The sequence below is a fragment of the Comamonas sp. F1-6 genome (assembly GCF_039581415.1).
Classification (GTDB): Bacteria; Pseudomonadota; Gammaproteobacteria; order Burkholderiales; family Burkholderiaceae_C; genus Comamonas; species Comamonas thiooxydans.
In genome coordinates this window covers 1-23161 of sequence record NZ_JBCPWN010000039.1, presented here as the reverse complement: position 1 = coordinate 23161, position 23161 = coordinate 1, and the positions used below count along the sequence as shown (strand labels likewise).

Here is a 23161-nt window from a genome sequence, read left to right as displayed (position 1 = left end):
ACCTGGTCAAGTTTCCGGCGGCATAAAAGAAGGCACAGAGCCTTCCGATGTGCAAAGTGAAACGTCCGCAAGCGCTACCCAAACTCGCACAGGCAAACGCTCACTCAAAGACAAGATGGGTGTGGCAGATACGCCAACGGCTGCACCGAGCACGGCAAGGCGCAAGCTGCGCAGCATCCCAGTGCGGGTGCTGTTCAATGATCCAGATTTGAACCTCCGAGCTGATTACTGCATGTTTGATCGCAGTACCGCTCGCCCGCTGTGCGTCGGCAATGGCGAGAGCTGCAAGCGTGTGACAGATAAAGGTCTTGAAGAGTTGGCCTGCCCTGGTCCGGATACATGCCGGTTTGGGATGGGCCATTGCAAGCCCTACGGCCGCTTGAACGTGAGTATTGACGACAGCGATGAGTTGGGCAGCTTTGTATTCAGAACCACGGGCTTCAACAGCATTCGCACTCTGGCAGCGCGGCTGCAATATTTCGCTGCAGTCTCTGGCGGGCACCTAGCCTGCATGCCGCTGGAGCTCAAGCTGCGTGGCAAGTCCACCACGCAGTCGCATCGATCGGCCATCTATTACGCGGACTTGGTGGTGCGTTCGGGGATTTCTTTGAATGAAGCTATCGCTCAAGCACGCATGATCGCAAATGAGCGCTTGGCTGCTGGATTTGATCAGTCGGTTTTGGACTCGGCAGCGCAGCTTGGGTTTGCTAATGGCAGTTTTGAAGATGCGCCCGATGAGACATCTGAGATCATGGAAGAGTTTTATCCCGAAATTCCAAGAACTGCATCTAGCGAATAGCTGCATGAAAGTCATAAACCAAGCCCCACATTAGTGGGGCTTGGTTTATATGTCTTTTTTTCCCGAAAGTCTCATTTAGCCTTTCCACTGACGCCTTTGCAGGGCGGATTCAACCGGTCAATGCAACACATTCGCTGAACATCTCCGCGGGTGTACGGAAGCCGCGCGTCTTGCGCGGCCTCTCGTTCAATTGTCTCGCTATCGCGTTGAGTTGATGCTGTGACAGCCCTGACAGGTTCATGCCCTTGGGCATGTACTGCCTGAGCAACCCATTCGTGTTCTCGTTACTTCCCCGCTGCCATGGGCTTTGCGGATCGCAGAAGTAGACTTGGATGTCCGTGGCCAAGGTGAATTGCTTGTGGGCATGCATCTCGGTGCCCCTGTCCAAGGTCAGAGATTGGTAGAGTTCCTGTGGCAGCTTGCGGGCATTCTTGATGAGCGCCTTGACGACCATCTGCGTGTCTTTGCCATCGAGCTTCACCAACATCACGTAGCGCGTTTGACGCTCGACCAAGGTCGCGATCTGGCTGTTGCCACTGCCAGAGACCAGATCGCCTTCCCAATGCCCAGGCACAGCTCGGTCTTCAACGCACGCCGGACGTTCACGGATCGTGACTGCATCGGCGATCTGGCCATGGATTGCCGTCTTCTGCGTGTAGTGCCGTGAGCGGCGCATTCCGCGAGTACATATGAGGTGTTCCAAGAGTTCCTTCTTCAAGGCGCCACGCGCTTGAATGAATAGACTGCGGTAGATGGTCTCGTGTGACACGTGGCGCCCCTCGTCGCCGGGGTATCCGAATAGTAGATTCTGGGTCGCTGCTTCATTTGCAACACTCCTGCTGCCTATGCGGTGGTTAGTGTGTTGCAACGACGCGTTGAATCCGCCCTGGCTGCCCTGGTCAGAGTGATGCAGCAATTCCTGCGGCCGTCCACGACGCCAAACAGCCATCATCAGCGCATCAGCCACGAGTTGGCTTGTCATGCTGGACTGCATCGACCAACCCACGATGCGTCGCGAGTACAGGTCCAGCACCACCGCCACATACAGCCAGCCTTCAGCCGTCCAGATATAGGTAAAGTCGGCCACCCACTTGCGGTTCGGTGCATCGGCCTTGAACTGGCGATCCAGCAAGTTGTCGACGATGGCACTGCGCTCGCCATGGTCCTTAGGCAGACCTCGGCGACGCGGCCATGCGCGTAGCGCCTGTTCACGCATCAGTCGCTCAATGCGGTGCAGTCCACAGCGCCCCCCAATGCCAGCACGTCATGCCAGATGCGCCGTGCTCCGTATGTTCGGTCGCTACCCAAGAAGCTTTGTCGTACCTGCGCACCCAACCGCTCATCACTCAGGCTACGCTGGCTGCGTGGCCTCACCAACCAGGCATAAAAGCCACTTCGCGAGACACCGAGCGCCTCATTCACCGGCCAGGCCCCTCGGTGTTTCGCAACAAAGCCGAACGTCACATCGACTCCTTGGCGAAGAAGGCCGCGGCTTTTTTCAGAATGTGGCGCTCCATCTTGAGCCTGGCAACCTCCTTGCGCAGCCGCTCTATCTCGGCCTGCTCGGGCTTCATCACACCTTTGCCGGAGAACGCCTGCTGCGAGTCTGCCGTCAGCTCGCGCATCCATGCCCTCAGCCACGTCTCGTGCACATCTAGGTCGCGCGCAGCTTGCGCCACTGCAACGCCTCGCTCGGTCACCAGCTTGACCGCTTCAACCTTGAATTCCCGGCTGAACTGCCGTCTCGTCCCCATAAACCACCTCCGGTTTCATCCTCCACCTTAACAAGGTGTCTTTGAAACCGGCAGCAGCCCAGCGAGGGCGTAGTTGTCATCGGGCTACGCATTTGTTCGATGCCACTGCTCCCAGAGTGCTGTCGCCCCCTTTGCGAGCAGCAGTTAGATTTATTTCATGGCAGCACACAATTGCTCGGCTCACCGCTTATCTAGCAGTTGGACCTCAACTCAGAACCGATGCCGCACGCCCAATCGCAGTGCGGACTGGTTTTGGCTGCTTGATGTTGGCAACGTGAAAATCACTGCGGATGCTCCATTGCCAGTGGCTCGCGTGATGTTTGCAGAAGCATAGATATCAGTACGCTTGGACAGCGCGTAATCCGCCATCAGGTTGATGCCACGCCACTGTGAGCCATCCATTCGGCTTTGGGAGTACCCCGCTTCAAACAACCATTGGCTTGTTGGCCGGTAGACCAGCGGAATCACAAAGCTCGTCATGCTCTGCGAGCGCCCCGAACTGCCTTCGTAACGTGTATTGGTCATCAGCCCGCTCAGCGTGAACTGGCCCATGGTATATCCCGCGCCCACGCCAACCGTACGGTACTTTGCCAATTTGATGGAAGTCTTGCTGGTGATCGCAGCATCTAGAAACCTTGACACACCGAACGCTGTGGCGGGCGTGACGGTGTAGCCCTTAATATCGGTCATCGCAACACCTGCATTGAAGCCCCCGTTGCTGTAGCTCCCGCCAAGACTGAAGGCCCGCCCGGCGTTAGTGGTGCTAGTGCCATCTTCCTTGAAGCTGTATTGTCCTGAAAACCTGAAATTTCCGATCACCGGACTCTTGTAGGTGATCATGTTGTTGAGCCAGTTTCCTCCCACCCGATCTGCATCGCCCACCGTTGCGGAGTACACGCCCTGTGAAGAGATCGGGCTGAACTGAACCAGCGTGGGGTTCATCAGGTCGAATTGGCGTCCAAGGGAAATCTCGCCCAGTCCCCGATGAGATAGCCCCACGAGCGAAGCGCGGCCGAATCCCGCTCCACCCTGGCGAAGTGCGCCAGTGTCTCCTGCAAATCCCATTTCCAGATTAAAGAAGGCTTCAAGGCCACTACCCAGGTCTTCCCTGCCACGGAATCCCAGTCGATTGCCTTGAAGAATGCTGTCGTCCATTCGCGTTACGGATGAACCGGCAATGTTGCTGACTTGGGTGACTCCCAAGTCATATATGCCGTAGATCGTCACGGACGATGCGTTGGCATTGGCAGCAACAGCCCCTGCCAATGCCACACCCAACGCGGTAAGACCGATTGCCCTGCGCCCCGAAACCGATGAGTACGCAGGCGACGACGCGACAGACGCGTGCTTGATGAATGTATGACTATGTGCCGCTATTGCCTGATCTGTATACGCTGACATGGCTTCCTCTCGTTAAAAATATTCAGTATATTTGTTTTTGATAAACATCACGCAAGCAGAGAGCAAGCGTTTTCCCTGAGGGAGAAATACTCCTGCTAAGGCCGTCTCAGCTGGAATGCTTTCTATAAGAGAAATTCGTAAAATCTTCAACAAAAGGCATCGACTTCATTCAAAAAATCTCACTCCCTGAGAGCAATTGAATACAGTATACTTATTTAAAATTCATGGATCAAAGCATGCTGAATCACTTCCCTCTATCTCCGCAACCTGCAAACCGCCACCTCGTTCACCTATTGCGTGAGCGCATCGAGAAAGCACCTCATTCACCACTGCTCACACAGGGGGCGAAGAATTTCACCGCTGAAGATTTGTTGAATTCCGGAGCCGGCTTCGCCAAGGCGTTTGCTGCAGCCGGCCTGCGCAGTGGCGACCGCGTCGCATTGCAGAGCACCAATCGTCCGGAGTTCATCTCCGTGCTCGTGGGTTGTGCGTTGACGGGGCTGATTCTGGTTCCGGTCAACACCGCTTCGCGTGGCAGCCAGCTCGCGTACTACATCAAGAATTCGCGCGCCCGGATCTTCATCACCGAAAACGAGCTGCTCGCACATATCACCAATGCGCGCGTGGCGGATTCGGCAAGCGTCGACGGGCTAGAGGCGATCTGGTCACTTGATGATTGCGCCGCCAACGCCGATCTGCCCCAACTGATTCCGTTTTCTAAGGCCGCCATCGCCGAGAGCAGCGCCGCATACGAGCCACACAGCACCGACCCGGCGGTGGTGATCTACACCTCCGGCACATCCGGCCCATCCAAAGGCGTCATCTGCTCGCATGCGCAACTGTTCTGGTGGGGGCAGCACTCGCTTCAGAACATCGGAATTGATGCAAGCGATGTGCTCTACACCTGCCTGCCGCTCTTTCACATCAATGCGCTCAACACCTTCTTCCAGGCGCTGCAATGTGGCGGTCGCATCGTGGTTGGAGGTAAGTTCTCCGTGTCGCGCTTCTTCAGCGACCTTATCTCCGCAGAGGCGACCGTCACATTCCTGCTCGGCGCGATGGTGCCGATGCTGCTCTCTCGCGAGCCTGACGCTTCGGAGCGTGCGCATCGCGTGCGCGTCGCTCTCGCGCCGGGTGCATCCGCACAGCACTACGAGCAATTCGTCAGTCGCACGGGCATCCAGGTGCTGGATGGCTTTGGCTCGACCGAAACCAACTTCGTGATCTGCACGCCCCACGATGATCCTCGCCCCGGCTGGATGGGCAAGGTGGCCCGGGGTTTTGAAGCGCGAGTCGTCGATGAGTTCGACAATGAAGTGCCGCACGGAACACCGGGTGAGCTGATTCTGCGAAACGATGAGCCTTTCGCGTTTTCCTCTGGCTACTTCGATATGCCGGAAAAGACCGGCGAAGCGTGGCGCAATCTCTGGTTTCACACAGGCGATCGCGTGCTGCGCGATGTAGACGGCTACTACCGTTTCCTCGATCGCATGAAGGACAGCATCCGGCGCCGGGGCGAGAACATTTCCTCCTACGAGGTCGAGCAGGTCGTGAACGGCCACCCTGCCGTGGCCGAAGTGGCAGCCTACGCCGTGCCTTCGGAGCTTGCGGAAGACGAAGTAATGTGCTCGATCATTCTTCGCGATGGCGAACACCTGGATCCACTTGAGCTGATCAAGTGGATCGAGCCGCGCCTGCCCTATTTCGCGATTCCCCGTTTCCTGCGCATTCTGAAAGAACTGCCCAAGACCGAAAACGGGAAAGTCCAGAAATACAAACTGCGTGCCGAAGGCCGCACCTCGGATACATGGGACTTGGCCAGCAGTGGTCATGTGATCAAGCGATGAACAAAGCACTAATACAAGGTGCGGTCGAAGTTCCCTACGCACGCCGCTCCACGGAAACCACCACGCAATGGCTTGGCAAGGCCTTCAATGAGCTTCTTGAACAGCAAGGCATTCCAGCAGACCGGATCGATGGACTTGGCATCGCTTCCTTCACGCTGCGCCCTGATCGCTGTGTGGACATGTCTTGGCGACTGGGCCTCTCGCTGTCCTGGTTCATGGATGACGCAAACGGCGGCGTCTCCGGCATCAACCTCCTGCAGCATGCGGTTGCTGCCATCGAAAACGGACTGGCGCGCAACATCGTGCTGCTGGCGGGCGACTCGTTTCAACCGGCAGATTTTCATGATCTAGTTGCCAATTACAACCGGACCACTCAGACCCTACTCAGGCCACTTACCATCGCCAACCCTAACTCACTGTTTGCCTTGGTAACGCAGCGCCATATGGCTCGTCACAAGCTGGATCGTAGCGACTACGGCAAACTGGTGATGGCACAGCGTCGCAATGCAAGCCGCAATCCGCTGGCCGTCTATCGCTCCAACATGAGCATGGACGACTATCTGAACGCAGCGCCTGTTGCCGACCCATTGGGTGTGTTTGACTGCGTGCCCGTGGTGTCCGGTGCGAATGCGATCCTGATCAGTCATGCCGATGAAGTCACACGCACCGAAGGCTGTGTTCGCGTACGCTCCATCCAAACGTGCCAGAACTTCGACAACCATGAAGGCGATGGGCTTCAGACAGGTCTGTCTAAAGTGGCTGGGCGCTTGTTCTCACAAGCCGGTCTCACCAAGGACAACATCGATGTTGTCTCGGTCTATGACGACTATCCCGTGATGTCGCTGGTGCAGCTGCAGGATCTCGGCTTCATTGAAGACGGCTCGATGCACCGCTTCCTTCGGGAAACAGTGGCAGAAGATCGTATTGCGCTCAACACCTCGGGCGGGCAGCTTTCGGTTGGGCAAGCCGGAACCGCGGGCGGCATGCACGGTTTGGTCGAAGCCATCCGTCAATTGGGCGGCCAATGCGGAGATCGTCAACTTCCGGCGGCCCGCACTGCACTCGTGTCGGGCTACGGTATGGTCGAGTACCGATACGGCATGTGCGCCAACGCTGTCATTCTGGAGGGCGTGCAATGAACGTCGAGATTTTCAACTGCACCACCTGCGCAGCGCACTACTTCCCGGCGCGTTTGCGCTGCCATCGCTGCGGTTCAACCTCGTTTGAAGGAAAGCCGCTTTCGCAGGCCGAGGTCACCGGCGTCGTGCCTGTGCACCGGATTCCCGAAGACTGCAACTGGCGCTGCCTGGTCGAGCTTCGCACCGAAACCGGCATCACTCTCATCGCCGTATCTGAAACACCGCCACCCATCGGCACGCTTGTGCGGATTTCGCAGACGGACGAGGGCGCGATCGTCATCTCTAAACCATAAGGAAAGAACTTTTCATGAATAAACTCACAGCCATCACAACCGAGGGACTCGGTGCCTACATCTCCCTGCCCTCCGGTGGCACGGGCCCGCTGCTCATCGTGTTGCAGGAGATTTTCGGAGTCAACGCGAACATCCGTAGCCTGTGCGACACCTATGCCGCTGAAGGCTATGTAGCGATGGCGCCGGATCTGTTCTGGCGACAAGGCGCGGGTATCGACATCGATCCTTCTGAGCCGGATGCGATGCCGAAGGCACTCGCCTTGCTTGAGGCATTCGATGACAACCAGGCCATGGAAGACATTGCCAAGGTGATCGGGTTTGCCAAGGCCATGCACGGATGCGAAGGAAAGGCCAGTGCTGTGGGTTACTGTCTTGGCGGCCGGCTCGCCTTCAAAGCCCTGTTCGATACGGAAATCAACTCATCCGTTTCGTACTACGGCGTGGGACTCGAAACACTGGTCACGCAAGCGTTACCTGATGGCAAAGCCGCGCTGCTACACGTGCCGCAACTGGACGCCTATTGCCCACCCGAAGCTCAAGAGATCATCCGAAGCGCAGCCCGCGGCTCCATCAAGGCAAACTTCTACGCGGGCTGCGATCACGCCTTCGCACGCGCTGGTTCGGTGCACTTCAATGCCGACAATGCACGCCTTGCTTATGACCGCACGCTGAACTTTCTGGTGCCCCGTGTCGGCCCGAGCTATGACCTGGAATCGCTCTGGGAAGCGCATCTCGACTACGAATTCACTACGCGCGATGCCGATCTGACCATGGGTACCATGGTGGCGCAGCCATATGTGAACCACATCCCTACGATGACCGGCGGCGTGGGATACGCGGATCTGCATCGCTTCTACAAGAACTACTTCATCGGAGCGAACCCCGACGACACAACCCAGGTTTCGGTCTCGCGCACCTTAGGTGTCCGCCAGATCGTGGATGAGGTCATCTTCAGCTTCACCCATGATCGCCAGATGGATTGGTTGCTGCCCGGCATCGCGCCGACAGGACGCAAGGTTCGCTTTGGTCTGGTGGGTATCGTGCGCTTCACTGGCGACAAGCTTTCTCATGAACACATCTATTGGGATCAGGCCAGCGTGCTGGTGCAGATCGGCATGCTTGACGCGGCAACGCTGCCCGTCGTCGGAGCCGAAGGTGCCGACAAGATCACGGATAACAGCATCCCCAGCAACCGATTGATCGCGACTTGGTGAGCTGGATGAAGCAGCGCTATTTCTACGCGCCGCGCGAGGGGCATGGTTTGAAACACAATCCCATTGCCTCGATCGTGGGCCCTAGGCCTATCGGTTGGATCTCGACCGTTAGCGAGACAGGTCAGCTCAATCTCGCTCCCTACAGCTTCTTCGGCATCTTTAACTACACGCCGCCTATCGTCGCTTTTGCGAGTGACGGTATCAAAGATTCGCTGCGAAACGCCATCCATCGCGGCGAATTCGTCGTCAACATCGTGACCGAAGATCTGGCCGATGCTATGAACCTGAGCAGCAGCTCCAGCAAAGGCAGCGAGTTCGAATTGACTGCTTTGAGCAGCGCCCAATCGACACGCATTGCCACCCCGCGAGTGGAGCGTTCACCGGTATCGCTCGAATGCCAGGTGGTGGAGGACTTTCCACTGCGCGACCGCAGCGGACATATCGTGGGCAGCCACATCCTGTTTGCGGAAGTGATCGGTGTCAGCATCGATCCTTCGCTCATCGTGGATGGGGTCTTCACCTGGGGCGACACGAGAACCATCGTGCGCGCCGGCGGTCCGGCGGACTACCACTGGATTGGCGCGCAAAACCTTCTCCAGATGAGACGCCCAGCCTGAAGAGGAACTTGCGCAGAGTAAACAGGTCTGCGCAAGTTCTGGTGTTCACGACGAAAGCATCTCCGCCTGGAATCCACGAGGATCGCGCAGCCATGCGTCGTAGGCGTGCAAGGCCTCTCCGGGATAAAGATCTTCGCAGTCTCCTGCGAGGAAATTCACCATCTCCTGCGCCAGCATTTCCGGGGACATCTTGGGCCCCTGCTGATCGCGGCTCATGCTGGTGTCTACCGCCATCGGGTACACACCGCAAACCCGGACGCCCTTGGGCCTGAGTTCGGCGCGCAACGACAGATTCAGCGAGTGAGCAGCAGACTTGCTCGCGCAATATGTGGCCAATGGCGGCAAGCTGGCGTGACTCAGAAAGCTCAGCACGTTCATCAGGACACCGCCACCCCGCGCAGCCAGCGCAGGGCCGAAGGAGAGCCCCACATTCATCAGGCCGAAGCAGTTGACCTCCATTTCGCGCCGCGCGTTGAGAGCGGCGTTCGTCGAGAACAGCGATTCATTGCTGTTGACGCCGGCGGAATTGATCACGAGGGCAATGTCGCGATCACTCAGCCGTCGCGCTAGGTCCTGCACGCTGGCAAGGCTGGTCACATCGATCACTTCAGTTGAAATATCGACACCGACCACGTCATGCGACGAAACCTTGTGTGCGGCCACGACGATGGACGCCACACCTGCCCGGGCCAAGCTCTGTAGCAAGGCCTTACCGATGCCCCCCGAGCCGCCGAACAACAATACATTCGCACCCTTGAGTGAGCTCCTCATTCCATGACTCCCTGATTTGAAGTGTATGCAACGCCCAAGGCCCATTCATATCCCGTCATCTTGAAAACTCCCGTTCTGGTTGAGACCGGCGATCCAGTCACCTCATTAAAGTATACTGTATATTTAATTGTGTTAGGTATCACAATCGAGGCTTCTGGCACAATGCCCGTCAGCTCAGAAATCTACTTTTCAATGTCTACAACACCATTGAAGGCACCCGTGCTCAATGCGGGAGAACTGCCTAAACAAAGCATTCGCGACCAGGTGTACGCACTGCTCAGGGATCGCCTGCACAAAGGCGAGATCACATCGGAAGACCGGCTTGTGGACCACGAACTGGCGGCGCAGCTCAAGGTCTCCCGCATGCCGGTGAGAGAGGCGCTTCTGCAGCTCAAGACCGAGGGTTACCTTGAGGGCACATCGCGGGGTTTCATACTCCCGCAGTTCACTCCACAGGACATCGCGAACATGTTTGAAGTGCGCCTGCTGCTGGAAGCTCCTGCAGCGGCGATTTCGTGCAGCCATGCCACCGTGGAAGGCCTTGGAAAGATGAAAGTGGCCGTGGATGCTGCTGAAAAAGCTCATCGCAAATCTGACGTGATGGCTTATATGGATGCGAACTGGGCGTTCTGGGCGGCATGGGTCGACATGGTTCCCAATCCGCGCCTGGTGCAGACAATCTATCGGCTGCGGGATCATGCGCAATACGTGCGGATCGCGACGCTGCAGGACACGGAATTCCGTGAAATCTCGCTCTACCACACCAAGGAAATCCTCGCCGCCTTCATGAAGCGCGACACGGAAGCCGTGAAGGATCGTGTCGCCCACAACCTGCGCATGTCGGCCAGTTCGTACTACGCGACACAACAGGCGTTGATGGAAAAGGACGAGGCATGAGCGAGGACTGAGCCCCACCCACCGACGACACTACGGGTGGTCAGTTGCTGGCCGCTACAGATCAATACGCAGCAACCCATCGAGCGACCGGGAGCAGCATGGCGTGAAGCATTGCTGCCTCATTCCTTCATCAAGACACTGATCACGATGGTCTGGCCTACCTTCCAGCACGTCAGTAATGCAGGTACCGCACACGCCCTGCTCACAGGAAAACGGAAGATCGATTCCAGCCTCTAGCAGCACGCTCATCACGCTGCGATCGGCGGGCACATCGAGCGTCAGGCCACTGCGCTCAAGCACCAGTTTAAATGCCTGATTGCCGGATGCCTCGACCGGATGCGCCGAGAAACGCTCCGAATGCAGTCGTTCCTCACTCCATCCGAGATTTTTCGCTGCTCCCAGAACCGCGTCGATGAAACCGGCTGGACCGCATACATAGAGATGAGTGCCTTCCTGCGTTGCGGCCAAAGCTTTCCGGATGTCCAGACGCGCGCCATCATCGAAGTACAGTCGAGATTGCTTCGCCAGCTCGCCAGTGGTCAACTCATCCAGAAACGCACATCGCGAAGCCGAGCGCGTGCTGTAGTGCAACTCCCAACGGGAACCCAGTGCCTGTAGGCGACGCACCATCGACAACATGGGCGTGATGCCGATTCCTCCGGCGAACAGTACTGAGTGCGGCGCTGACTCCTCAAGCGCAAAAAGATTGTTAGGCTCACGCGCTTCAACAGTGTCTCCCGCGTGAATCGCCTCATGCACCGCCCGCGAGCCACCGCGGGATGCAGCGTCGAGGTTCACCGCCAACTGGTAGCGATGCCGCTCCGCCGGATCGTTGCAAAGCGAGTAGGCACGCGAATGGCCTCCGGGCAGTTCGATCTGCAGGTGCGAGCCTGCCGTGAAGGCGGGCAGATCCGCCCCGTCGCAAGAAATCAACTCAAGCAGTACGATGCCTTCGGCAATCGCTTTTTTCTCGGCTACGCGAAGTTTCAATTGGGTGTTCATGGGCAGCAAATCATCGGTTATTTCATAAATAGAATACAGTATACTATTGATACCAAAACCATTGCAACTTGCCATGAAACACCGGCCAACACCACCCATCTCGTCGCTGGTCGAGTCAGACCGTGTACATCGCGATGTCTACATATCCGAGGACGTCTTCGAGCAGGAACAGCGTCGCTTCTTTGCTGCCACCTGGAACTTCGTTGCGCACGCAAGCCAGATTCCGAAGGCTGGCGACTATGTGACCCTGGATCTGGCCGGCCGCCCGCTGCTCGTCGTTCGCCAGGCAGATGGCTCGATCAACGTGTTCTACAACCGCTGCGCGCACAAGGGCTCCAAGCTCTATACAAACGAGAGCGGCAATGCCGGCAAGGTGCTGCAATGCGCCTATCACGCCTGGAGCTATCGCCTGGATGGAAAGACGCTGGGCATTCCCCTGCGCCAGGAATATGCCGAGTCGAGGCTGTCGCAATGCAAGTCCGGCCAAGGGCTGACACGTGTGGGCGCTGCCGAGGTCTATCGGGACTTCGTCTTTGTCCGTCTGGATGAAGATGGCGTCGGCTTCAAAGACTACTTTGGCGAATCGCTGCAGTGGCTGGACAACATGGCCGACCGTTCGCCCTCCGGCAGGTTGGAAATGACGGGCGGCGTGATCCGCAACACCATCCGTTGCAATTGGAAGATGTACCTGGAGAACATCAACGACACGGTGCATCCCGTATCCACTCACGAATCAGCAGGCAAGGCCGCAAAGGCCGTCTGGGAGAAGCAACCACAGAAATCATCGATGCCGATCTCCGTGGAGCAGATGCTGCCGTTCGCGTCAGGCTACGACTTCTTCACCAAGATGGACGCCGAGGTCTATCCCAACGGGCACAGTGCACTCGCCGTCAAGCTAAGCACGCACACTGGCTACGCCTATCCGCAGGACTACCTGGATGCACTGAGCGCGACGCATGGCGAAGCCCATGCCATGGAAGTCCTGAGCAAGGCACCGCAGAACTCCGTGCTATTTCCCAGCATCGCCGTCAAAGGCGCACCCTTGGTGATGCGGGTGATAAGGCCGCTGGCCGTTGATCGCATGCTGATCGAAGCCTGGAGCTTTCGGGCCGAAGGTGCTCCGGAGCTTCTGAGCGAACGCGCCATGACCTACAACCGCCTCGTGTTTTCGCCCATGTCCATCGTCGCGCATGACGACGTTCATCTGTTTGAAAGCGTTCAGCAAGGCCTGCAATCCCAGGGCAACGAATGGGTCAGCCTGCACCGAGGCACCAATGGGCAGCCCGAGCAGGTGACGCAGACCATGCCATGCAAAGGCACGAGCGAGCTGTTGATGCGAAACCAGTTTCAGGCTTGGGCGAAGTACATGGCCGAGCCAGTGCAGGAATGACAATGACCGATACAACCCAACCCATCACGCCTGTTCAGTTCGTTCTGAATGAAGCAAAGCTACTCAACGAAGCCCGCTACACCGAATGGCTATCCCTGTTCGCACAGGACGGTCGCTACTGGGTGCCGCTGACGGGGGACCAGCAAAGCGACCCGTTCAGCGAGAACTCGCTGGCGTATGAAGATCGCATCCTGCTGGCAACGCGCATTCAACGCCTTCACGGCGCCCGCGCCCACTCTCTTGAGCCAGGAGCGCGCAGCGTTCATGTGCTGCAGATACCTCAGGCGCAGGCAGCCTCGCTCGAAGGCGATGACTGGAAGGTCTACACGCCGTTTGTCTACATCGAAACTCGCGGTTCTCGACAGAACATGCTCGCCGGAACATGGCGCCACCGGCTGCGCCAGAACGCATCCGGTTTTGAAATCGTTCTCAAACGCGTGGATCTTCTGAATGCGCCGGCAGCGCATGAGATGATCCAGCTCTTTCCTTGAAGGCCCGGCATGACCCAGTCTTCGATTCAATTGCATAAGCGGCTCCAGTTCGATCTGCCCGATGGCCAGGTGATGGACGGCCCGCGCCGTTACGTCATCATGCGTGCCGACGTTCTGATGGGCGCGTTCGACAAGCTCGATCCGCATACCCGCTTCAAGATGCTGGCCTCACTCGGCGATTCCGTCACGGATTTCGGGGGCGACAGCGTGCGGTCCTATCTCGCGCAAGTGGGCACGCAGGCGCTGCTGCAAACCATGGTGGATGGGTCGGCTTCGCTGGGTTGGGGCGTCTGGTCGTTTCGCACGGAAGAAGACGAATTGTTGCTGGAGGTGCGCAACAGTCCGTTCGCAGCCGGATCACGATCCGCAGAGGCTCCTGTTTGTCAACCTATCGTCGGAATGCTGCGTGCAATTGCGCAAGCCCTTTGGGCGCGACCAGCCGATGTAGCCGAGCTCTCTTGCGCATGTGAAAACCACGGCGGCGAAGCCCCCGTATGCCGCTTTCGCGCACGTCCGGCCATGACGGCGCCTTCTTCTTCCCGCTGAAAAAAATGAAGGCAGACTCGACACCTGCGAGTCTGCCTTCACACATCACGCGAAGAAGCCGGATTTCCCGACTTCCCAGCCCTTCTCTCAATCAATCTACTGTCACGCCCGTCTCGGAAATGATGTGGCGATAGCGCGTCATTTCAGACTCGATGAAAGTGTTGAACTGTGCGGACGACATGCTCGCCCGGCTGAAGCCGAAATCCGAGAACCGCTTCCAGACCGCAGGCTGCGCCAGAACCTTCTCAAATGCATCATGCAGGCGGTTGACGATAGCTGGGGGGGTACCCTTCTTCACGGAAACGCCGATCCACATGTCCATCTTCAGATTGGGCATGCCCAGCTCCGTCGTCGTCGGCACGTTCGGAAGGAACTCGTTGCGCTGTGTTGCCGCCACCGCCAAAGGCACGCCCTTGTTGTTGCGAACCATGTTGAGCATGCCCGGAACCGCGTCGAACAGAATGTCGATCTCATTGGCCATAATGGCCTGAATGGCTGGAGGCGCGCCCTTGTATGGCACATGCATCAATTTGGAGGCGGGATTGAGCTGCGACAGCATATGCCCCAGGATGTGCGGACCTGTTCCGGGCCCGAACGAGCCGTAGTTGAGGTTCTTGCCCGCATTCAGCGCTTCCTTCAGAGCCGCATAGGTCTTGATCGATCCGGAAGTGCTGGTGTACATCACCATCGGCGCCCGGGCCAGCATGGCGACGTTTTCAAAGTCGCGCAGCGGCTGATAGCGGATGTTCTTGTAGATCATCGTATTGAAGATGTACGTGCCCATCTCGGCGGCGAATATGGTGTATCCATCTGCCGCAGCTCCCGAGATGGCGGCAGCGCCGATCTGCCCGCCGCCACCGGGCCTGTTGTCAACCACGATGGGTTGCCCCAACTCTGCCCCCAGTTCCGGCCCGATGTTGCGGATGAATGAATCCACCGCGCCACCAGGTGGAAACGGAATGATGACCTTGATGGGTTTGGACGGGTAGACATCCTTCGCCACCGCAATGACGCTGGTGACAGAGAACACGATGCAGGCAATGGATTTGAGAACTGTCTTCATGAGGCTATGGTTTGCGTGAGATAGGTCTTCAGATCGTCATGGGGAAAAAATGACAAACGATCAGTACTTGCCGCTGAGCAACGATCCTGCGTCGGGAACAATGGTTTCCAGCCCCAGTTTCTTGAGCGTCATGTAGGTGGTGCAGACTGCCGCCGACACCACGGGGATGCCGACCTGCGCTTCGACCTCGGCGATCACGGGCAAGGAAGGCATCTGTACGCAGGCTGACAGCACCAGCGCATCTGCGCCTTTCAGATCGAGACGCTTGTAGATTTCCAGCAGCTTTTGCGGATCGTGACGTCCCACTTCCAGGTTGTCCGGAATCTCCAGCGCCAGGAAATCCAGCACCTCGAAACCTTCCGCCTTCAGGTAGTCAACCACCAGTTGCGTGAGTGGCTTGAGGTAAGGGCACAGCACGACGATGCGCTTGGCACCCAGGGCATGCAAGCCCTCCACCAATGCACCGGCACTGGTTACGACGGGCGCAGGTGCACCGTTTTCAACCGTGCGCTCATGCAGGCGCACTTCCGATTTGCGGTGATAGCCAAGGCCCATGCTCATGATGGCCACAAGGCATGCGTAGCCGAGCACATCGACATGCGCGTCGCTCAATTCCAGTGCACAGCGATCGCTGTCGCGATCCATGGCTTCTAATTCCTCCTTGACCACCTTCTTCATCCGCATACGGCTCGAATGAAAGGTGAAGCGCTCGGGTCGAATGGTCTGACGGGCCAGCAGCATCGCCGGGATTTCCGTTTCCATGGTGGTGTTCGACGACGGGACGATCTGCCCGATGCGATATGATTTCTGCGTCATGCGTTTTCTCCGGAAACAACTTCAAATGCCTGCGCGGAATCTAGGAGATCTGGCAGCGCTGGCGACTCTGCATCTTGAAAATAAGCAGGTTTTAGACCATGACGGTTGACGCGCAGATCGAACACGTCGAAGCGGTTGTAGTGCCCTGTGATGTCGTGCATCTGGCGCGGCTGAACACAGCGCGAGAGGTTGATGTCGGCATAGAAGATGCCTTCCGTGTCGATCAGCGGCTCGCCGACCACGCGCCCGTCCGGGCCGATCACGCCGGAGAATGAACTGTTCTTTCGCTTGAGCAGCGCGGCAGCACCGGGGAAGACCTCTTCCATCTGGTCGATGATGTCCTGCGAAATGGTTGAGCAAGACACCACCGTGAAGACTTTGCCTTCAAAAGAATGTGCCATGGCGCGCACTTTGATGGCTTCAGCCATGTCGTAATCAGGCGGCGCTACAGGCAGCGATATATAGCTGGCTAAATGCACCAGCTCGCCCTGAGCCAACAAGGAAAAGCGTGCGAGCGTGTTGGTGTTTTCTCCGCAGGCGAGCATGCCGATCGGGCCGATGTCCGTGTGATGCACCCGAAGGCCTGCACCATCACCCGGGGCCCAGGTCAGCTTCTCCGCCCAAGTCGGAACGAGCTTACGATGGCGGCCGAGCAACTTTCCGTCTGCACCGATGAGCAGCATCGTGTTGAAGATTGTGGTGATGCTGTTGATCGCCCGCTCGTTGATGCCGATCGCAACATACACACCGCATTCACGCGCCTTCTGAGCCACGCGGGCCATCTCCGGGCCTGGCACTTCGACAGCGGATTCGCACAGTTTCTGAAACCAGGGGCTGCCCTCAACTGGAGTCCCCACCCAGCTCCAGTAAGGGTATGCCGAAACAAAGACTTCAGGAAACACCACCAGTTGCGCACCGCCCGCTGCCGCCTCGGAGATCAGTCGGCAGACTTTGTCGATGGTTGCAGGTGTGTCCAGAAACACCGGGCTCGCCTGAACGGCAGCCACCTTGAATTTTGGAAGATTGAGCATGCTGCTTGCCTCCGCCTCACACCGCGACCACAGGGTGCGTAATCTGCCCGATGTTCTCGACATAGGCCACAACCGTATCGCCGGGCTTGAGCCACTCCTGCGGGCTGCGGCCTGCGCCCACGCCTTCCGGAGTTCCGGTGGCGATGATGTCTCCCGGCTCCAGCGTGATGCCCGCGCTGATGTCCGCCACCAATTCGTTCACCTTGAATAGCATGTGACGGGTGTTGGACTTCTGCTTGATTTCGCCATTGACGGTGAGCCAGAGATCCAGAAACTGAGGATCCGGAATCTCGTCTGCCGTAACGATGCACGGGCCAAACGGGCCGTAGCTGTCCTGCCCCTTGGAGTAGATCCACTGACCGGCACGGCGGCAATCGCGTGCGCTGATATCGATCATCACGCTGTAGCCGAACACGTACTGCAGCGCGTTCTCAACGCTCACACCGCTTGCGCGGCGACCAATGACTGCAGCCAGCTCGACTTCCCAGTCCATCTGCTGGGTGATCCTGGCGTTGTGGCGGATCGGCTCGCCCGGTCCGATCACCGTTGTCGGTGGCTTGGAAAAGATGACAGGTTCTTTGGGCAGTTCTTTCGACGTATCCAGCGTGCGGCTCGACTCCGCCACGTGCTCGACGTAGTTCAGGCCAATGCCGAAGATGTTCTTGCGCGGCCGTGGAATGGGCGCGAGCAGTTGCGCATTCACCGCCGGAACCGAGCAGCCCGGCAGCCATTCTCCATTGGCTTTGTCGAGCAAAGATTTGAGCGTGCGCAGCGCCGACGGCCCGAGATCGATCAATGCCAGCATGCACGCAGGAAGCTCCATGCCCACGCTTGCACCCAGGCGCTGCACGTCGACGATTTCATCGCCCTGAATGACGCCCAGGCGTGCTGCATCGACGACGGTTTGACGGTAAGTAACGAGACGCATGATTTCTCCGGATAAGTGATTTAGTAAAAGTGTTTGAGTTCGTCGAATCAGTTGGATTCGATGGTTTGATGGCCGCTGTTGCTTCCAAGGCCTTCTTCGCGATACAGGCCCAGCGCTTTCATCACAGGCAGGTCGCTGAAGCAGAACAGACATGCGTCTTCGCTCGCCTGCGTGTTGGCGTGTTCATGCCAGGCCCAGGAAGGCACGCAGAAGATGTCTCGCTCGCGCCAGTCAAAGCGCTTGCCGTTGATGACCGAGTAGCCCTCGCCCTTGGCCACTTGATAGAGATAGCTCCCGGTATGGCGATGCGCATTGGTGTGTTCACCCGCACGCAGAAGCTGCATGCTCGCGCCAATCGTGGGCATGACTGAGCCACCGGTCACCGGGTTGATGTAATGCATGAGAACACCGTCGAATTCGGAACCCTTGCTTACCTTGGCAAGGCGTTTCAGAGACTCGTAGGTCGGTGCCCATTCGTACTTGAACAGCGGCGAGTAAGACTTGCTCCACGATTGCCCATGTGGCAGCAACGCAGTCCCGCCCCAGGTCTGGGTGGCGTCATCCACGGGGTAGGCAACCTGCTGGTGCAAATCAGGATGCACCTCATAGAAATTGGCCTCCAGCGCATTCACGAAAGGAATGTCCAGACCGTCCTGCCAGATGCAGGGCGAACCCGACTCATCCACGCCGTGCTCGTGCCATGTGCCGTTCGGAGTGAGAACGAAGTCGTTCGCCCCGAGAGACATCTTGTGCCCATCAACAATGGTGTACGCCCCGCTGCCTTCCATGATGAAGCGCAGCGCCGATGCCGAGTGCCGGTGCGTGGAGGCGCACTCGCCCGGATGCATCACCTGCAATCCCGAATACAGCCAACCCACAGCGGCCGACACATCTTGGCGCCCCGGATTATTCAGATAGATCACACGTCGCCCCGCCTTTTCAGGCGTGACTAGCGCAACCGATTGCAGAACATGCTCGCGCAGATCGCGATACCGCCAGATCATCGGAACTGAGACTGACTTGGGCTCCCAGGGCTCAATCTTGTTGGCTACGGTCCATAGCGCTCCAGCGTCGAATCGCTCCAACGCCTTGTAATACGCAACAAGTTCAGGCGTATCCTCTACATTGGCGCGTCCCGCCACGTCCTCCCGGTAGACGTCGTAGTTAGCTTCTTTGGTCATCAGTACTCCTTGGATGTCATAGCGTGGTGAGCAAACTGTCGCCCCCAATCCAAAAAGTATACTGTATGTTATTTTGCGCCGTTTTTGAAATTTTACTAGGGTAAACGATGGATTCAAGACATCATTATTCTTATATCATTGATTTATTTAGAATAATTTTCATTGCAAGAAATTTTATAAGTATTCTTTTTATAGTGATGCAGAATGAGAGAGCTCTAAAAGAGCGCTGCTGCAAAACTCTAGCTAGCCAACTCGATAGGCTCTCGTACTCAAGTCCAGCATCATGGGCAGCAACTCCCAGACAAATGCCCTAATCGATACCTTCCTGGCCGAGCGCCAAACCAGAGGGTTCGATGATGAGGTAGTCGTGCGTGATCTTGCCGCCCTCACCCTGCCGGTTCTCGTCCATGAAGTGTTCCACGCGCTGTGGGGAGCCGAGAACCTGAGCAAGGGCGCGAAAGGCGTGGTCGCCCTGTCCGACGAACTGGTTGCCGAACTCAAGGCGAGCGATGTGCTGCTGATAGGGGCTCCCATGTATAACCTGAACGTACCGACCCAGTTGAAGAACTGGTTCGATCTGGTTGCCCGTGCCCGGTTTACCTTCAGGTATACCGAGACCCATCCCATGGGCCTCATTGAAGGTGTCAGCGCGGTGCTCATTGAAGCCTCCTCGAATCTTCGCGCCACTCAAAAGTAGAGAATCCACCCCCACGGAGGTCTCTGCATGAAGAAATCCAGATTCAGTGAAGCGCAAATCGTCGGCATCCTCAAAGAGGTCGAGCTCGGCGCCAAAGTCGGTGACACCTGCCGCAAGCACGGCATCAGCGATGCCACGTACTACAAGTGGAAGAGCCAGTATTCAGGGATGTCCGTATCCCATCTGGCCCAGATGCGGCTGCTGCAGGAAGAGAATGCCAAGCTCAAGCGCATGTATGCCGACTTGGCACTTATGCACCATGCGCTAAAGGATGTCGTTGAGCGAAAGCTCTGACCCCGGAGCGCCGTCGGTCCATCGTGCATGCGCTCATGAGCGAGCATCGCCTGAGCCAGCGCAGAGCTTGCCAAGCTGCGGGCCTGGCTCGCTCCACGCAGCGATATGCACGTGTGGTCTGCGACGACTCCGGGGTAATCGACTTCATCCAAAGATACGTGGCATTGAATCCTCGCCACGGGTTTGGGCTGCTTTACGACAGTGCCCGCTATCAAGCGCAGCCCTGGGGCAAGACTGTGCTTTGGCGTGTGTATTGCCAGCTCAAACTGAACCTGCCCAGGCGAGGCAAGAAGCGTTTGCCGCAGCGCATCAAGCAGCCCTTGGAGGCAGCCCCAACACCGAACCAGGGCTGGAGTTGTGACTTCATGTCCGATGCCCTGTGGTCAGGAAGACGGTTCAGAATCTTCAACGTCATTGACGAATTCAACCGGGAGTGCCTGCGTATCGAGATTGACACCAGCTTGCCCGCCGCTCGGGTGGTACGTGCCTTGGAGGAACTCGCTGAGGTCCGTGGGACACCGCAGTCCATTCGCCTGGACAACGGGCCCGAGTTCATCGCCCAGGCTTTAAAGCAATGGGCACAGCGCAAAGGCGTAGAGCTGCGCCACATTCAGCCGGGTAAACCGACGCAGAACGCTTACGTAGAACGTTTCAACAGAACCTATCGCACGGAGGTGCTCGACTGCTATGTCTTTGAATCGTTGCAGGAGGTGCGCTCGATGACCGAGGACTGGCTGCATCGCTATAACCACCATCGTCCACATGAATCGCTGGGCCGGATTCCGCCGGTCGCGTATCGTGTCAAACGTTTCCCCAACCTCTACTTTTAGGTGGCGCAGGAAACGAGGAAGCTTCAAGCCGTCCGTTTTCGGCTTCCAGCTCCTTCAGACGTTTGGCATCGGACACGCTCATACCGCCAAACTTGCTGCGCCAGAGGTAATAGCTGGCCTCGGAGAAGCCGTGCCGCCGGCACAGCTCGGCCACCGGTAAGCCCGATTCGGCTTCCCGCAGGAAGCCAATGATCTGTTCTTCCGTAAATCTCTTCTTCACGTCCAATCTCCTGTTGCATGGGATTGGACTCCAAGCTCAACTGCTACTCAATTCCGGGGAGACGTCGCTTTGATCAACTGCAGTAGCTCAGTTTTTTCTAGGCCAACGAGCTGAGCCTTTAGGTCACTCCAGCTCGTTTTTTTCTTTGTCGTCATTTCTTTTTGAAGAAGGTTACTTAGAGTTCTTCAACAAGATCGCTTTGCTGTAAGCCGTAAAGTCGCCTAAATGCTTGGTGATCACGGCCTCCACAATCGGTAGCTGCAGCGCTTGGTAGTCATGCACAGCGATATTGCGAAAGCCCACCATTTTTTGCATGCGTGTGGCTAAGTCGCTCTCAATCCAACCCGCTTGAGCCAGCAAGGTGAATACGTCACGCGAGCTCTGTGGGATGCCAAGCCTTTCGCGGCGAATCAAGTGCTGCCCCATGTCCAGCGCGGCTTCACACGCCCGCTGCACGTTCAAGATGGCGGCATCCTGGCGTGTGTGGTCCAACGCAAACGTGGTTGGTGATTTTTCGTACTCTTCTTTGGCACGGATCACACAGCGCTCAATGGTCGCTGCCTTGTTAATCAGTACGTCATCGACCATAGACAGTTCCTGTTGTTTGAATATCTTGCAGCAGACCTGCGCGCGCCTCGTCTAAGGCAGTTTTTTGACTGAGGATGAAGCTCTCATAAAGCGCAGCTTGGCTGTCTTTAGCCCACACACACTTGCCAGTGGTGATGATGCGGTATTGCATGACCGTAGAAGCACCCCTCAGGTCTAACAAGTCAACATCACACTTCACCAAGTTAGCCAACGAGCTGGACAGATCCCACAACTCTTCAGCTGATAGATCATCATCTGTCAGCAGAGCAACATCCAAGTCGCTTTCTGCCGTTGCATGGCCAGTGACTTGACTGCCAAAGACATACACAGCAGACAAGCTAGCAACTGCTTCTCGAAGATGATCGACGATGCCTTGATAGTTCATGAGGGATTTTGATTTATACGCATTGATCTTGATTTTTTCACCGAATGCACCGTACTTGCTCGCGTTAACCCCTTGAGGCATCAGATCTTGGCCGTAAGAGGCTGGAGAGCGCACGTTGAGGCACCTTCTTTGTACCGTCTGCCGTTGACTCTACACCCACAACAAATGCTGCCCAGGCATTCATCAGCTCACGCCGCTGCTCCAGCAAATCGGTACGGTGGTAAGCAGCCTCAACCTTATCCTTGATGGTGTGCGCCAACGAACGCTCGGCCAGATCTCTAGAGTAGCCTTGCTCACTGCACCAGTCACGGAAGCTCGAACGAAAGCCATGGGCAGTTGCCACGCGCCCAGACACATCGCTTTCAACATTCAACCTGCGCAACAGCGAGGTGATAGCCATATCTGAAAGCTCTCCCCGCACTCTTACTGAAGGGAAAACCAAGCGTTCATGTTGATGCCTTTGCGCTTCAAGAATTTCCATAGCTCTTGGAGACAGCGGCACGCGATGGGTCAGCTTGGCCTTCATACGCTCAGCTGGCACGGTCCAAACTGCATTTTTCCAGTCTACCTCGGACCAAGTCATGCCCCGTGCTTCGCCTGAACGGCAGGCCGTCAAAATTACAAACTCAAGCAACTGCCGGGTTACATCGACACGCCCTTTTGTACGTAAGTTCTTCTGTACGAAAGCAGGAATCAGCCCCCAAGGCATTGCGGGGTGATGCTGCGTCCGCACAGCTTTGCCTGGCTGCTGTGGCAGAAGATGGGTAACTACATCCACAGGGTTCGATTGACAGTGACCATGTGCCCACCCCCAAGCCATCACCGTATGGATTCTTTGCTTGACGCGACTTGCCGTCTCCGCCTTTTCAAGCCAAATGGGCTTGAGCGCATCCGCAACATCAGCAGGCTGAATCTCAGCCAATAGCTTTGCTCCCAACTTGGGAAAAACGTATTCAGTCAGGGTATT

General features: G+C 57.1%; 22 protein-coding genes and 4 pseudogenes. 12 read left to right on the top strand and 14 right to left on the bottom strand.

What is annotated here, in order from left to right; translation table 11 throughout:
• Nucleotides 1-22: 22 nt before the first annotated feature.
• On the top strand, nt 23-799 hold the full coding sequence (locus AAIL66_RS23520) for a phage capsid protein (protein WP_343497898.1): 777 nt from the start codon (nt 23-25) through the stop codon (nt 797-799).
• Nucleotides 800-908: 109 nt separating this feature from the next.
• On the opposite strand, the pseudogene AAIL66_RS23515 reads toward AAIL66_RS23520, so the two are convergent.
• From AAIL66_RS23515 to AAIL66_RS23505, 3 genes and pseudogenes are all read right to left on the bottom strand, one after another.
• Nucleotides 909-1592, bottom strand: a pseudogene (locus AAIL66_RS23515) (IS30 family transposase); the annotation flags it as partial.
• A 93-nt stretch (nt 1593-1685) separates the two neighbouring features.
• Nucleotides 1686-2553 (bottom strand): annotated as a pseudogene (locus tag AAIL66_RS23510) (IS3 family transposase); the annotation flags it as partial.
• Between the two features lie 210 nt (nt 2554-2763).
• On the bottom strand, nt 2764-3954 hold the full coding sequence (locus AAIL66_RS23505) for a porin (RefSeq protein ID WP_343497897.1): 1191 nt from the start codon (nt 3952-3954) through the stop codon (nt 2764-2766).
• A gap of 236 nt (nt 3955-4190) precedes the next feature.
• On the opposite strand from AAIL66_RS23505, the gene AAIL66_RS23500 reads away from it, so the two are divergent.
• From AAIL66_RS23500 to AAIL66_RS23480, 5 genes are read left to right on the top strand one after another with little or no spacing between them, the layout of a single operon-like run.
• Nucleotides 4191-5801, top strand: coding sequence for an ATP-dependent acyl-CoA ligase (locus AAIL66_RS23500; RefSeq protein WP_343497896.1), 1611 nt, complete (start codon nt 4191-4193; stop codon nt 5799-5801).
• Nucleotides 5798-6940, top strand: a complete 1143-nt coding sequence (locus AAIL66_RS23495; RefSeq protein WP_343497895.1) for a thiolase family protein — start codon at nt 5798-5800, stop codon at nt 6938-6940. Before AAIL66_RS23500 ends, AAIL66_RS23495 begins: the two co-directional genes overlap by 4 nt.
• Entirely contained in the window at nt 6937-7233 is a 297-nt protein-coding gene (locus tag AAIL66_RS23490) for a zinc ribbon domain-containing protein (protein WP_343497894.1), read from the top strand. The genes AAIL66_RS23495 and AAIL66_RS23490 overlap by 4 nt, the downstream gene beginning before the upstream one ends.
• Before the next feature lie 14 nt (nt 7234-7247).
• Nucleotides 7248-8447, top strand: a complete 1200-nt coding sequence (locus tag AAIL66_RS23485) for a dienelactone hydrolase family protein (protein WP_343497893.1) — start codon at nt 7248-7250, stop codon at nt 8445-8447.
• Nucleotides 8448-8452: 5 nt separating this feature from the next.
• A complete protein-coding gene (locus AAIL66_RS23480) occupies nt 8453-9064 on the top strand; it encodes a flavin reductase family protein (RefSeq protein ID WP_343497892.1) in 612 nt (203 codons plus the stop codon).
• Nucleotides 9065-9109: 45 nt separating this feature from the next.
• On the opposite strand, the gene AAIL66_RS23475 is transcribed toward AAIL66_RS23480, so the two are convergent.
• Nucleotides 9110-9835: an SDR family NAD(P)-dependent oxidoreductase gene (locus AAIL66_RS23475; RefSeq protein WP_343497891.1), complete on the bottom strand. Its 726-nt coding sequence runs from the start codon at nt 9833-9835 to the stop codon at nt 9110-9112.
• A 192-nt stretch (nt 9836-10027) separates the two neighbouring features.
• On the opposite strand from AAIL66_RS23475, the gene AAIL66_RS23470 reads away from it, so the two are divergent.
• Entirely contained in the window at nt 10028-10732 is a 705-nt protein-coding gene (locus tag AAIL66_RS23470; RefSeq protein WP_343497890.1) for a GntR family transcriptional regulator, read from the top strand.
• Nucleotides 10733-10786: 54 nt separating this feature from the next.
• Here the strand turns inward: AAIL66_RS23470 and AAIL66_RS23465 are convergent, their stop codons facing one another.
• Entirely contained in the window at nt 10787-11734 is a 948-nt protein-coding gene (locus AAIL66_RS23465) for a PDR/VanB family oxidoreductase (RefSeq protein WP_343497889.1), read from the bottom strand.
• A gap of 73 nt (nt 11735-11807) precedes the next feature.
• On the opposite strand from AAIL66_RS23465, the gene AAIL66_RS23460 reads away from it, so the two are divergent.
• Genes AAIL66_RS23460 through AAIL66_RS23450 form a run of 3 tightly spaced genes read left to right on the top strand, consistent with a single transcriptional unit; the run spans nt 11808 to nt 14161 of the window.
• Nucleotides 11808-13124, top strand: coding sequence for an aromatic ring-hydroxylating dioxygenase subunit alpha (locus tag AAIL66_RS23460; RefSeq protein ID WP_343497888.1), 1317 nt, complete (start codon nt 11808-11810; stop codon nt 13122-13124).
• 2 nt (nt 13125-13126) lie between these two features.
• The gene (locus AAIL66_RS23455; RefSeq protein WP_343497887.1) at nt 13127-13615 is read left to right on the top strand and encodes an aromatic-ring-hydroxylating dioxygenase subunit beta; all 489 of its coding nucleotides are present in this window, start codon (nt 13127-13129) and stop codon (nt 13613-13615) included.
• A 9-nt stretch (nt 13616-13624) separates the two neighbouring features.
• Nucleotides 13625-14161: a 4-vinyl reductase gene (locus tag AAIL66_RS23450; protein ID WP_343497886.1), complete on the top strand. Its 537-nt coding sequence runs from the start codon at nt 13625-13627 to the stop codon at nt 14159-14161.
• Between the two features lie 91 nt (nt 14162-14252).
• Here AAIL66_RS23450 and AAIL66_RS23445 read toward each other — a convergent pair whose 3' ends face one another.
• The 5 genes from AAIL66_RS23445 to AAIL66_RS23425 are packed head-to-tail and all read right to left on the bottom strand — an operon-like array spanning nt 14253 to nt 19180.
• Nucleotides 14253-15224, bottom strand: a complete 972-nt coding sequence (locus tag AAIL66_RS23445; protein WP_343497885.1) for a tripartite tricarboxylate transporter substrate binding protein — start codon at nt 15222-15224, stop codon at nt 14253-14255.
• Between the two features lie 60 nt (nt 15225-15284).
• A complete protein-coding gene (locus tag AAIL66_RS23440; protein WP_343497884.1) occupies nt 15285-16040 on the bottom strand; it encodes an Asp/Glu racemase in 756 nt (251 codons plus the stop codon).
• Nucleotides 16037-17071 (bottom strand): carbon-nitrogen hydrolase family protein, encoded by a 1035-nt coding sequence (locus AAIL66_RS23435; protein WP_343497883.1) that lies wholly within the window; start codon nt 17069-17071, stop codon nt 16037-16039. Before AAIL66_RS23435 ends, AAIL66_RS23440 begins: the two co-directional genes overlap by 4 nt.
• 16 nt (nt 17072-17087) lie before the next feature.
• Complete coding sequence (locus AAIL66_RS23430; protein ID WP_343497882.1) at nt 17088-17999, bottom strand: fumarylacetoacetate hydrolase family protein; 912 nt, start codon at nt 17997-17999, stop codon at nt 17088-17090.
• A gap of 47 nt (nt 18000-18046) precedes the next feature.
• Entirely contained in the window at nt 18047-19180 is a 1134-nt protein-coding gene (locus tag AAIL66_RS23425) for a cupin domain-containing protein (RefSeq protein ID WP_343497881.1), read from the bottom strand.
• A 274-nt stretch (nt 19181-19454) separates the two neighbouring features.
• Here AAIL66_RS23425 and AAIL66_RS23420 point away from each other — a divergent pair.
• Both AAIL66_RS23420 and AAIL66_RS23415 read left to right on the top strand, forming a co-directional pair.
• Nucleotides 19455-19877: pseudogene (locus AAIL66_RS23420) on the top strand (NAD(P)H-dependent oxidoreductase); the annotation flags it as partial.
• A 27-nt stretch (nt 19878-19904) separates the two neighbouring features.
• A protein-coding gene (locus AAIL66_RS23415; protein WP_198424716.1) for an IS3 family transposase occupies nt 19905-21001 on the top strand; the annotation gives its coding sequence in 2 pieces (ribosomal slippage) (nt 19905-20157 and nt 20157-21001; 1098 coding nt in all).
• A gap of 22 nt (nt 21002-21023) precedes the next feature.
• On the opposite strand, the pseudogene AAIL66_RS23410 reads toward AAIL66_RS23415, so the two are convergent.
• The 4 genes and pseudogenes from AAIL66_RS23410 to AAIL66_RS23395 form a co-directional block, all read right to left on the bottom strand.
• Nucleotides 21024-21221, bottom strand: a pseudogene (locus AAIL66_RS23410) (transposase); the annotation flags it as partial.
• Between the two features lie 171 nt (nt 21222-21392).
• Nucleotides 21393-21809 (bottom strand): DUF86 domain-containing protein, encoded by a 417-nt coding sequence (locus tag AAIL66_RS23405; RefSeq protein WP_343497880.1) that lies wholly within the window; start codon nt 21807-21809, stop codon nt 21393-21395.
• The gene (locus tag AAIL66_RS23400) at nt 21799-22275 is read right to left on the bottom strand and encodes a nucleotidyltransferase domain-containing protein (protein WP_317628173.1); all 477 of its coding nucleotides are present in this window, start codon (nt 22273-22275) and stop codon (nt 21799-21801) included. Before AAIL66_RS23400 ends, AAIL66_RS23405 begins: the two co-directional genes overlap by 11 nt.
• Nucleotides 22259-23161 (bottom strand): site-specific integrase (locus AAIL66_RS23395; protein WP_343497879.1); only part of this gene is annotated, 903 nt, incomplete at its 5' end. The genes AAIL66_RS23395 and AAIL66_RS23400, both read right to left, overlap by 17 nt.

Coding starts and splice junctions, on each gene's coding strand:
- AAIL66_RS23440 (WP_343497884.1), bottom strand. CDS start 16,040: ATGACGCAGAAATCATATCGCATCGGGCAGATCGTCCCGTCGTCGAAC.
- AAIL66_RS23460 (WP_343497888.1), top strand. CDS start 11,808: ATGAAACACCGGCCAACACCACCCATCTCGTCGCTGGTCGAGTCAGAC.
- AAIL66_RS23445 (WP_343497885.1), bottom strand. CDS start 15,224: ATGAAGACAGTTCTCAAATCCATTGCCTGCATCGTGTTCTCTGTCACC.
- AAIL66_RS23465 (WP_343497889.1), bottom strand. CDS start 11,734: ATGAACACCCAATTGAAACTTCGCGTAGCCGAGAAAAAAGCGATTGCC.
- AAIL66_RS23435 (WP_343497883.1), bottom strand. CDS start 17,071: ATGCTCAATCTTCCAAAATTCAAGGTGGCTGCCGTTCAGGCGAGCCCG.
- AAIL66_RS23490 (WP_343497894.1), top strand. CDS start 6,937: ATGAACGTCGAGATTTTCAACTGCACCACCTGCGCAGCGCACTACTTC.
- AAIL66_RS23455 (WP_343497887.1), top strand. CDS start 13,127: ATGACCGATACAACCCAACCCATCACGCCTGTTCAGTTCGTTCTGAAT.
- AAIL66_RS23475 (WP_343497891.1), bottom strand. CDS start 9,835: ATGAGGAGCTCACTCAAGGGTGCGAATGTATTGTTGTTCGGCGGCTCG.
- AAIL66_RS23450 (WP_343497886.1), top strand. CDS start 13,625: ATGACCCAGTCTTCGATTCAATTGCATAAGCGGCTCCAGTTCGATCTG.
- AAIL66_RS23425 (WP_343497881.1), bottom strand. CDS start 19,180: ATGACCAAAGAAGCTAACTACGACGTCTACCGGGAGGACGTGGCGGGA.
- AAIL66_RS23470 (WP_343497890.1), top strand. CDS start 10,028: ATGTCTACAACACCATTGAAGGCACCCGTGCTCAATGCGGGAGAACTG.
- AAIL66_RS23485 (WP_343497893.1), top strand. CDS start 7,248: ATGAATAAACTCACAGCCATCACAACCGAGGGACTCGGTGCCTACATC.
- AAIL66_RS23430 (WP_343497882.1), bottom strand. CDS start 17,999: ATGCGTCTCGTTACTTACCGTCAAACCGTCGTCGATGCAGCACGCCTG.
- AAIL66_RS23500 (WP_343497896.1), top strand. CDS start 4,191: ATGCTGAATCACTTCCCTCTATCTCCGCAACCTGCAAACCGCCACCTC.
- AAIL66_RS23405 (WP_343497880.1), bottom strand. CDS start 21,809: ATGGTCGATGACGTACTGATTAACAAGGCAGCGACCATTGAGCGCTGT.
- AAIL66_RS23400 (WP_317628173.1), bottom strand. CDS start 22,275: ATGCCTCAAGGGGTTAACGCGAGCAAGTACGGTGCATTCGGTGAAAAA.
- AAIL66_RS23505 (WP_343497897.1), bottom strand. CDS start 3,954: ATGTCAGCGTATACAGATCAGGCAATAGCGGCACATAGTCATACATTC.
- AAIL66_RS23495 (WP_343497895.1), top strand. CDS start 5,798: ATGAACAAAGCACTAATACAAGGTGCGGTCGAAGTTCCCTACGCACGC.
- AAIL66_RS23480 (WP_343497892.1), top strand. CDS start 8,453: ATGAAGCAGCGCTATTTCTACGCGCCGCGCGAGGGGCATGGTTTGAAA.